General features: G+C 41.3%; 11 protein-coding genes. 6 read left to right on the top strand and 5 right to left on the bottom strand.

Features of this window, described 5'->3' with window-relative positions; translation table 11 throughout:
* The first annotated feature begins 563 nt into the window (after nucleotides 1-563).
* From MUG84_RS26985 to MUG84_RS27000, 4 genes are all read left to right on the top strand, one after another.
* On the top strand, nucleotides 564-1,148 hold the full coding sequence (locus MUG84_RS26985) for a S1 family peptidase (protein WP_244731264.1): 585 nt from the start codon (nucleotides 564-566) through the stop codon (nucleotides 1,146-1,148).
* 293 nt (nucleotides 1,149-1,441) lie between these two features.
* Nucleotides 1,442-2,158, top strand: coding sequence for a hypothetical protein (locus MUG84_RS26990; RefSeq protein ID WP_244731265.1), 717 nt, complete (start codon nucleotides 1,442-1,444; stop codon nucleotides 2,156-2,158).
* Between the two features lie 114 nt (nucleotides 2,159-2,272).
* Entirely contained in the window at nucleotides 2,273-2,962 is a 690-nt protein-coding gene (locus tag MUG84_RS26995; RefSeq protein ID WP_244731266.1) for a response regulator transcription factor, read from the top strand.
* Entirely contained in the window at nucleotides 2,955-4,301 is a 1,347-nt protein-coding gene (locus tag MUG84_RS27000; RefSeq protein ID WP_244731267.1) for a sensor histidine kinase, read from the top strand. The genes MUG84_RS26995 and MUG84_RS27000 overlap by 8 nt, the downstream gene beginning before the upstream one ends.
* Nucleotides 4,302-4,618: 317 nt before the next feature.
* Here MUG84_RS27000 and MUG84_RS27005 read toward each other — a convergent pair whose 3' ends face one another.
* Complete coding sequence (locus MUG84_RS27005; RefSeq protein WP_244731268.1) at nucleotides 4,619-4,882, bottom strand: hypothetical protein; 264 nt, start codon at nucleotides 4,880-4,882, stop codon at nucleotides 4,619-4,621.
* A 206-nt stretch (nucleotides 4,883-5,088) separates the two neighbouring features.
* On the opposite strand from MUG84_RS27005, the gene MUG84_RS27010 reads away from it, so the two are divergent.
* Together MUG84_RS27010 and MUG84_RS27015 are read left to right on the top strand one after the other, a co-directional pair.
* Nucleotides 5,089-5,541: a hypothetical protein gene (locus MUG84_RS27010; RefSeq protein WP_244731269.1), complete on the top strand. Its 453-nt coding sequence runs from the start codon at nucleotides 5,089-5,091 to the stop codon at nucleotides 5,539-5,541.
* Nucleotides 5,542-5,606: 65 nt separating this feature from the next.
* Entirely contained in the window at nucleotides 5,607-6,326 is a 720-nt protein-coding gene (locus MUG84_RS27015; protein WP_342346151.1) for an ATP-dependent DNA ligase, read from the top strand.
* Here the strand turns inward: MUG84_RS27015 and MUG84_RS27730 are convergent.
* The 4 genes from MUG84_RS27730 to MUG84_RS27030 all read right to left on the bottom strand — a co-directional run bounded on the left by MUG84_RS27730 (nucleotide 6,236) and on the right by MUG84_RS27030 (nucleotide 9,892).
* Complete coding sequence (locus MUG84_RS27730; RefSeq protein WP_425313289.1) at nucleotides 6,236-6,571, bottom strand: SMI1/KNR4 family protein; 336 nt, start codon at nucleotides 6,569-6,571, stop codon at nucleotides 6,236-6,238. The two genes, MUG84_RS27015 and MUG84_RS27730, sit on opposite strands and share 91 nt — an antisense overlap.
* A 215-nt stretch (nucleotides 6,572-6,786) precedes the next feature.
* Nucleotides 6,787-7,683, bottom strand: a complete 897-nt coding sequence (locus MUG84_RS27020) for a DUF3885 domain-containing protein (RefSeq protein WP_244731270.1) — start codon at nucleotides 7,681-7,683, stop codon at nucleotides 6,787-6,789.
* Nucleotides 7,684-8,218: 535 nt separating this feature from the next.
* A complete protein-coding gene (locus tag MUG84_RS27025; RefSeq protein ID WP_244731271.1) occupies nucleotides 8,219-9,094 on the bottom strand; it encodes an aldose 1-epimerase family protein in 876 nt (291 codons plus the stop codon).
* Nucleotides 9,095-9,289: 195 nt separating this feature from the next.
* Nucleotides 9,290-9,892 carry a chloramphenicol phosphotransferase CPT family protein gene (locus tag MUG84_RS27030; protein WP_244731272.1) on the bottom strand — a complete coding sequence of 201 codons (603 nt, stop codon included), beginning with the start codon at nucleotides 9,890-9,892 and terminating at the stop codon, nucleotides 9,290-9,292.
* Nucleotides 9,893-9,943: the final 51 nt, after the last annotated feature.

Below are 9,943 nucleotides of genomic sequence, written 5' to 3' on the forward strand. Positions count from 1 at the left end.
TAGGAAAAGATGAAATATATTCCTGTGCCGAAGGGGACGGTTATTTGTCATATCTTTTTTTAAGTATACCACTCCTGGAATCGATTATTAATAATTAAATATTGACAAGCTATTAGCTGGAATAGCGCAACGTGGCTGCCGATCTATGCCGGCAACCACGTTTAGTTAATTTTTAAGCTATAGTTTCCCGATAGCGGAATAAAAATTTTTTACATTCGCGAAAAGTCCATATCAATATATGGTGTGTTATTCAGTAAGTTGAAATAATAGAAACGTCGAGCTTGTTCAAACCATTCACTCCAATCAGGAGCATTAAAATCTCTGCTTCTATATAGTGCGGATAAAACTCTAGCTTGTCTTAAATCGATAAATAAAGGTATTTTCTTTAACCATGCTTGACTTATAGTATTTTCTTTACAATAATCGTTTAAGAAGTTGGAAAAAAGCGCTTTGTAATATCCTTCCTTACCTCTCCATCCACAACCCACGGGATAGGGATTTCGTAAAATAATGGTGTTTACGTCAGGATAAAATCAGTAACTAAGGCAGATCAAAGCTATAGTATGAAGAAATCATTACCGCAAGCAACTCTTCTGGATGCAAAATTTAGTGAAAGTGAACTCAATAAAATTCATGAGCAAATATTCAGCAACAAAGAAAAATTAAATCAAATTAGTATTGATATAAAATATATTGCAACAGATATTAAAAACAATAAGGTAGGAATTGGTTTATACGATGCTAATGAGAACAATCAAAATTACCTGAAAAATCTTTATGGAGATTCACTCGTTTTTTATGAAGCGAATGACTCTCAATTTATAACTGAAGGTGATACTGTAACCGCCACATATCCAATCCAAGGGGGACCACAACTTTTAAATTCAACTGCTAACTTAGTTTGTTCGACTGGATTTTCTGCGAAAAAAGGAACTACTTATTATGTTGTTACAGCGGGATATTGTTTAGCTGGAACCTATTTTCAGCCCAATACAACTGCTAGTGGACGCTATTCTCCAGGAATAGCTGAAGGTGCGAATGTTATTGAAAATGGCTTTGTAGACGCATTGTTAATTACATCATCCAGTTTAGTTGTTAGCAACAAAGTGTATTATCAATATGTTGGTGCAAAATCACTAACAAGCTAATGTAGCTGATAGTAGTGAATTTGTTGGAAAATAAACTAATATTAGTGTTGGTAATCTAAATAATTTGACTGGTGCTGATTACACTGCAATCCCTGGGGACAGTGGGGGTACTATACTTGGAAACAACAAACTTTATGGTTATCACCGATAATTACCATATGATGAATAGATTTCAATTCCTATGCCCATGATTCAAAAAACGATTCGCTTTCAAGATTCATTCAAGGTTCGGCTTTTAAAATAACAATTGTAAGACAGCTGCTTACGTTATAAATTTTGAAGGAGGAACGAACATGATGAAATTTTTTGACTCTAAGAAGAAGGTCGGAGCCGCTGTGATATGCGGAGCATTGGTTATGTCGATCGGCACGGGAGCCGCATTCGCGGCAAGCAAATACAGTCCGCTCTCCAATTTGGATGAAAACGGAACTGTGAGCCATTCGTCAGGGGAGGATGGCACTCCTGGAATCAAGATCAGGATGAAGGATGAAAACGGTAAGGTCAACGAGACAACCGGGGACCAATTTCATGCCAAATTAAAATCCGGGCTAATGATCGCCAGGAATATTGACGGCAAACTTAAGTTTTCCACCGATGGCGGCAAGACTTGGAGCGAAACCGCTCCGGACGGGGTGACCGTGAACGAGGACGGCTCGATCAGTGGCAGCTATGACGGTATACCCGTTCCGCCTGCTCCATCGAGTCCGCCCGAATACAACAGTGTGCAGAAGAGTGCTCTGAACATCATTGACGAAAACGGTAAGGTCAACGAGACAACCGGGGACCAATTTCAAACCAAATTAAAATCCGGGCTGATGATCGCCAGGAATATTGACGGCAAGCTTAAGTTTTCCACCGATGGCGGCAAGACTTGGAGCGAAACCGCTCCGGACGGGGTGACCGTGAACGAGGACGGCTCGATCAGTGGCAGCTATGACGGTATACCCGTTCCGCCTGCTCCACCGGCCGTTCCTCCTCTTCGTAAAAGCGAGCCTTCGCAGGGCAACTAACATAGCTTATTGATCAGTATCGCAAGAGTTCCGCGGAAAAGGACAGTGTCAGCCCCTTTGCCGCGGAACGACATGCTCTTTTAATGTATAATGATGTAAAACGGAGGCATTGTAATGAGGTTATTATACGTAGAGGATGAGCAGCATATGGCTGAAGCGGTTGCCCATATTCTGAAGCAAAACAATTACAGTGTAGATCTCGCACACAATGGAGTTGAAGGGCTGGACTGTGCCCTTACCGGCATCTATGATGTCATCATTCTCGATATCATGCTTCCCGAGATGGATGGTATAACCATTTTGAAGAAACTACGAAAAAAAAATATCGTAACCCCTGTCATCCTTCTGACCGCAAAGGGCGAAACTAATGAGAAAGTCGCTGGCCTCGATAGCGGCGCAGACGATTACCTCTCCAAGCCCTTCGAGGCTGATGAACTTTTAGCACGTTTGCGGGCTTTGGTCCGAAGACAAGGCGAATTAATCAGTGACGGTGTCTTTCGAATCGGAGATATTGAGTTGAATCCACAGTCGCTCACACTTTCCAGTCGACATCAGTCTGTCGACTTGACGCTGAAAGAGTCTCAACTGCTTGAATTTCTGATTATACGTAAAGGCATCATCTGCTCGAAGGACGTGATCGCGGAGAAGATCTGGGGCTATGATGCAGATGCCGAGTATAATCAAGCCGAAGTATATATTTCTTTTCTGCGAAAAAAGCTTTCTCAAATCAAGTCGGTTGTCACCATTCAAACCATACGCGGTGCGGGCTATACCTTGAAAGATGAGGGATATGTCCATGTTTAAGAAAATGCGCAACAAGATCCTCCTACTCCTTATGATTTTCATATCATTCATCATGACCGTAGCGTTCGCCTTCATCTACCTGACGACCTATAACAGTGTTCGATTGGAAGCCCAAAACAAACTGAAAGCGCTCCCTCCTCCCCCTTCGCAGACGCCGTTGTCCTCTCCCACAGGTCCCGAAGGTCTTAAAGAAGCCCGCATGATGATCAAGGAAGGGAAAATCGAAGTAGACGTTAACAAAGGAAACACCATAAGCATACCTCCCGACTATGCTCTTTCTTTCCATATTACAGTAACGTCAGACGGTGCAATTGAAAAGATAGATTCCATTATTCGCATGCCGGATGAGGCGTACAAGGAAGCGGCGTCCCTCGCTTGGAAGGAACAAAAAGACAATTCGATTCTTAGTGTGGGAGGTAAAAAATGGCAGTATATTATTTCTCCTATCAGTGAAATTCATGTCAGTATGATAAATGGCAGCCGTCAAGAAAGCCGTAAAGCAGAACGGTATATTATATCCTTCCTAGACGTGACTGAAATGGAAAAGACCATGACCAATCTGCTGATGACTTTCCTGGTCGCTGGCCTTCCCCTGTTCTCTGCCATTTTCTTCATCAGTCTACTTTTTGCAAACCGTGCCATTAAGCCTGTCGCCGAAGCATGGGAGAAGCAGCGACAGTTTATCGCCGACGCCTCCCATGAATTGAAAACACCGCTTGCGATTATCAATTCCAACTCCGATGCACTGCTTTTCAACCAGGACGAAACCATCGGGAATCAGCGGAAGTGGATCGACTACATCAAGTCGGAAGTTTCACGAATGACAACGCTTGTGAACAATCTTTTGGATTTGGCAAGAACTGAGGACGACAGTATAAAGGCTGAATATTCCACGTTCGATATAAGTAAGTGCATCACAGAAGTCATCCTCCCGATGAAGCCAATGCTCTTTGAAAAGGGCGTAACGCTCACGCAGGATATCGAACCTGGCATTGTTGTACCAAGCGACCCGGAGAAGGTAAAGCAGGTCGTTCTCATTCTTGTCGACAACGCCATCAAGTATACGGATGAAAACGGAAAAATCGATATAACGTTAAATAGGCACAAACATCTTATCAATTTCACAATCTCAAACAGTTGTAAGGGGATATCAAAGCAAGATCTCGTACGAATCTTTGACCGATTTTATAGGGTGGATGAATCCCGTGCACGGAAAAGTGGAGGTTATGGCTTAGGACTTTCGATTGCCAAGGCGGTTGCCGATAAGCTGGACGCAAGGCTCACGGCACAGAGCGTTGAGGGCGAGAGCGTCACGTTTGTGTTCTCGGTGAAGGGATAGCTTGTCTCTAGGGACGCGATACGCCCGCCGGTTATCGTTACGTTGATCTGTGAGGAATTCAGCATGTCTATCCTTGCGGCTGAAGTAAATGTAGTATGGATTAAAAATCCTGATTAATTGAACAGAAGTCCATCCAGATTGCTCAAAAATTTATTTTTCGATTAACCATTCATAAAATAAATAATGCTCACGATGAACAAGTTTCTCCAGATCACAGACGTCGTTATCCGCTTTAAATTCTCTGATTAAGGAGTTCACCATTTCTTCAAAAATAGGAGCCGCCTTAAGCATACTCCTCAACTGTTGTAACCAAGAGTCTACGATTGCCATGTGGCACAGGCAGTATTCTCTTTCACTGTTCCTTCGTTTTCCCAACCACACACAATCTTGATTGACTGGACCAGACGTTTATCGTCCCAGATGATGTATAGCTGATCCTCCAGACTGATCAGGGCCTTCTTTATGCCCTGCTTTGTCCTTCCTGTTTTAATAACTAACTCTTCCATCGATGGCAACCGCCGGCGACCACTCGAATAGTTGTAAAGGATCCGGAGTAGTTTACGCTCAATATCTGCTAACACCCCTATTCGCCTCCTGATTTTATATTAACAAGAACAATTGTTCTTAAATTATACCCAAACAGGCGTTCGTTAATCAATGTAAAAATAACCTGAAATATTATTATAATCAGTTTTATATCAGAATTTCCCATACATAATGGTATAAACTCCCGTAAAAATAACTTATAGTATTTTCAGATAGAAGTTATTACAAGAGGGGATTTTAAATGGCTAAACAACCGATATACACGGATAAAGTAATGGTCATCATTGGGTTTTTAATAGTTAGACTCAATAGGGGTCTAAGCTTAGAACAAGCTATCGAACAGGTTTCTGAAATGAAATATCCTATTGGGATAAAGACTGGCCTAGATATGACCAATTCGACAATCCCATTGCAGTGGGAGCAACTTAATGAATATTTCGAATCATTTGACCAAAGGTCCTATTTTTACCTTTTACTTGAATGTTTAAGAGTAATGCGTACTTCATCTTGGGGACCATATGAAGCCTGTGATGCACTAATCGTCTTGAAATATTGGATAGTACATAACGAAGAAGACCATCCCACAATTCGTGAACCAATATTTCGGTTTGGTCAAAAAAGAAAACCAGATGCACTAGCAAAAAGAGCTCAAGAAATATTGTTTAATAAGCTACAGGGAATACAGAATTTTTAATCACCAAAACTTACCGCCACCTCTTCTTAATTATGAAGGCTATAATTACGTAAAGAGGTGGTTTTATGTTTATTAATCCGATGTTACTTGCTACGGCCCCTTCACCTTTCTCACATTCAGATTACATTTTTGAGCCAAAGGTAGATGGCCATCGCTTAATATTTTCACAGCAATCAGGAGTAATCCGGTTATATACACGTCACAACAACGATTGCACTATGCAATACCCAGAACTGCATGTACCATTCGAAGACGACATCATCCTGGACGGGGAGATCGCTTGTGTGGATCCAGAAACGGGGATATCTGACTTCGAGGCTGTTATGTCCCGTTTTCAAGCAAAAAAAGCCGATAAGATTAACGGACTGACCCGGACGCTACCGATCACTTATGTGATATTCGATATCCTGATGTATAGGGGCCGCGATCTCCGACGTTTATCGTTAATGGAGCGAAAAGCGATCCTCAGCAACATTATCCTACCCGGGAAGGCATTTGGCGTTACTCCATTCGTCGAGGAAGCTGGCGAAGCATTATTTGAGCAAATTGAAGCTTGGGGTATGGAAGGGATAGTTGGCAAACGCAAAAACAGCCAGTACATCAGCCGCCGATCAGATGCATGGCGTAAGGTCATCAACTGGTCATTTGCTGGAGGTATACATCACGGGGTACCGCAAAGAGGATTTCGGATGGCTCACCGCCGTAATGAAAGGGTCCGGCAAGCTGCGCCCGGTGGGGATAATCGAGCATGGGCCGGGAGCAAAAGAAAAAAGAGCCTTTTATAGCCGAAAATCACTAGCCCATCTGCAAACTCCTTGACAGCATATCCTTCGTTTAATCCGACTAATTCATCTATTGCCCATAGTTGTACATACGCGTTTCCCACGGTTTCTTCAGCACCATTACATTGAACAATAAATTCCTTGTAATCACTCGGAAATTTAACCCCAAGCTCACTTTCCGTTTCTATAACAAGATTCATATTTATAGGAGGATTCAAGTCCAGTCCATTTATTAGATGATTCAACATAGCTTTGTCCCTTCGAACCGATTCTTTAGCCGCTAGACCAAAAAAATTCCAGCCCTGCTCCTAATCATTGTAACACTTTTAATATCCCGTGAGATCACAAAGTAACTGAAACTAAACTGCCTGTTAGCTTAATAACCATTTAAACGTTACTCTTCGATGAATATATGTTTTTGTCCAAATACGATTTACACTCTTGTGGTTTACCCTTTTCCACATTAGTTTGATCTTTCGATTTTCCAGCCATGATATATGCCACGATATTTTTTTGCATACAAACTCATTAATTCACTTTGATAATCAATCAAAGCTAGTGCCTCTGTTTTAACAAGATCGTAGATTATTGTGTTGCTTTCTTTATACTGCATCGTTAAACTAAAACCAGTTTGCCCCGTTTCTTCTTCAAATTGAATACTTTCGTTTGCAGGTATTTCAAGTGAATGAATAATATGGAAGGTATTTACCCGATATAAGTTTATCTGCGTTTCTTTTATTTTGACTTCATTATTGGTTTGGCGCAGCCTTTTCTCATCCTCATTTTCGGAGTAACCGGCAAGTCCTTCTCCAAACAGTCCATCAATATAAATGCGGTTATAATCTAGAATCCATTTTCGATATTTATGGTACAGGGGAAGCAACGCTTCTTTATTATTAGCATAGACATCACAACCACGATCGTCGTACATATGAAAGAGAATTTGTTTCGTTACATTCAAAAGATATATATTTCCACGCACTCGTGGCTTCCTTCGAAAATCTTTGTTCCCAAGCGCTGTAATTAAATAGGAATTTCTAATATCTTGGAAAGTAGTTTTAACTATAAATTCGTTTGTAAGAAATTCTATGTCACTTTCATCATACTCATATGGAATAGTCTCTAGTGTCAGATTACGCATAGATTCCTTTGATTTAAAATAACGACTCATTGCAGGAAGTTCGCATAGCCTGCTACCTTTTAAAAAGCTAATTCTATTCACAACATGAACTTCATCATCATTTGAAAAAACGAACTTTAAAATACTACTAGCTCGATAATTCATTTCATCAAAATAAGCTGAATTATTTAATGGATCCAATCCAAGTTCAAATCGAATCCAAAATTTCTGTTCTATCATTTGATTCACCGTGTTCACTTTAAGTAAAGACCTCGCTTATTTCCAAGGATAATTCCAATACCCCTAGATTGTTGTATATACCATGATTAATCAATAAATTATCTGCTCATTACATTGTGCTATCGTTCCCGTTAGCTCAACGGCACCCACGATTTGACGCCTACTTCAATAAAAAAGAGAACAGGCCACCCGTGGCAGTCTGCTCCCTAATTATCTTGAATGCTCCTTACTTCGATATAAAGGAGTAATAAAACACCACTTCACTTCTACGGCCTTGATTTTAACGAGCGAAACTGATGAAACTAGCCGGTCATATGGCTGCTACATCCTCGGGTCTGATTGGTATGGAATTACAAGGTGCGATGACGATATTCGCCGTGAACTATGGGGTTGAATGTCTACTTTTCTGAAGTTTATACATACTCCTTAAGAAAAACGTAAGTTCTTCAGTGCCCTCTCCTATAGATTGATGCTTTTTGCAATGGTATGGAGCCGAGCTTAACCAGTTGAGAACCCTGCAGATCCCTTCGGATCGTCAGTTGATTTCTATGGTCAGGGAGCTTGTGAAATTCGCCCCCGGCTCCAGGGTGATTATTCCCTCTTTAGCTTGAAGTTCACCTTCGAAGACGTCCATATCCGCTACTCCTTGCCAAGGCTCGATGCATATGAAGGGAGCGTTCAAAGGTTGCCAGATGCCCAGGTCGGGAAAACCCTTATAGGTGACAACTACGCTTTTGGCGGAGTGCTTGCTTCTGAGCGAAATCTGCCGAGATCTCACATTTCGGAAAATCAATGCGCCTTCGGCGAACATTTCATGGGATAACGGCAGGATGGTTTCTTGTTTCAGAACGGGCTCCGATTTGCCGCTGATCAGCAGGCCGTCCGAATTCAAGAACAACCTTTCAAGGTTTTCCGATTCAGCGAACTCCAGATAGTAATCGCTCAGGCTACCGTTGTCATCAAGCGGACAATTGAACGCCGGGTGGGTTCCGAGCTGGAAGAAGATATCCTGTTCATCGCTATTTTCCACCCGGTAACTAAGTTCCAGTGTGCTTGCATTCAGTTTATATGTAATATATAGGTTGAATTTAAAAGGATAACTGGCCAGGGTTTTCTCATCATAAGAGAGGCGGTAAACCGCGTGGGTTTCGCTTTCTTGGACCAGCGTAAATTCGCTGCGTCTGGCGAATCCGTGATTGCCGATCTTATAGGCTTTGCCGTCCACCTTAATCTCTCCGTTCCGGGCCGCACCAATAATGGGAAACAGCACCGGAGAACGGCCTGTCCAATACGTGGCGTCACCGCTCCAGATGTATTCAGCTTCCGGATCCAGCTTTCTGAAGCTGATCAGTTCCGCACCAAGGGTATTAATCTCAGCTTCCGCCGAGCTGCTGCGCAAAATTTTATTCATTGTTGTACTCCCCTTTCATACTTATAGTCCAGATACCCATATTATATCAAAGTTCTTGAGGGAGTTGAGAAAACGACAGCCAATTCATCAGATGCCGTTTCTTCGTGCTTATTGAGCTATCGTGTCCCGTTAGCGTAATGTACTCTGTCAAATGCCCCGAAGCGTAAACATGGCTTTATCTGAAGAATACGACTTCTATGAAGCACCAACACTTCTTTTATTTAACTTCTTAAAAGCAGAGCATTCACGATTTGATCTAATAAAATTTAATATCAAATTGGCGCATTCGTTTGGTCTCAAGGTTTCAGTATTTAGTTCAATGTCATACTCATTAAGGCGATAAACTATATCGTACTGTGAGATTGCTAATCCACTCTGTCTATCTTCCCTTAGTTTTTCTCTTCTAATAAGTTCCTCTTTCGAGCAAGTTACTCCTACAAATAGTACAGGACGATCGATTAATAAACCTAGACAAGTATTAAACCGCTCTTCATTATCATTTACTGTATCTACAACTACATTGATCCCCTTTTCCGACATAAATTTAACTGTTGAATAAAATAAAGTAACTAATGAATCAATAATTATTTGGACCGAAACTTCCACATCTTCTCCATCGGCTGATTTTGAACATTTAGTGTTAATAAAATCAATGTAGTCATGAAACAATCCATGAAAAAAATCATCAATTGATAAATGACGAAATGAGATTTCATTTTGATTTAATAGTTCTGTCGATATGGAAGTCTTTCCGGAACTTGAAGTTCCATTTAGAAAAACTATTAATCCTTGCTTCAATTTAATCACCCCTTATCTAAGGAATTCGTGTAGTGATTAAGGAATCCTGCC

The organism is Paenibacillus mangrovi (assembly GCF_022898935.1).
Classification (GTDB): Bacteria; Bacillota; Bacilli; order Paenibacillales; family Paenibacillaceae; genus Paenibacillus_AQ; species Paenibacillus_AQ mangrovi.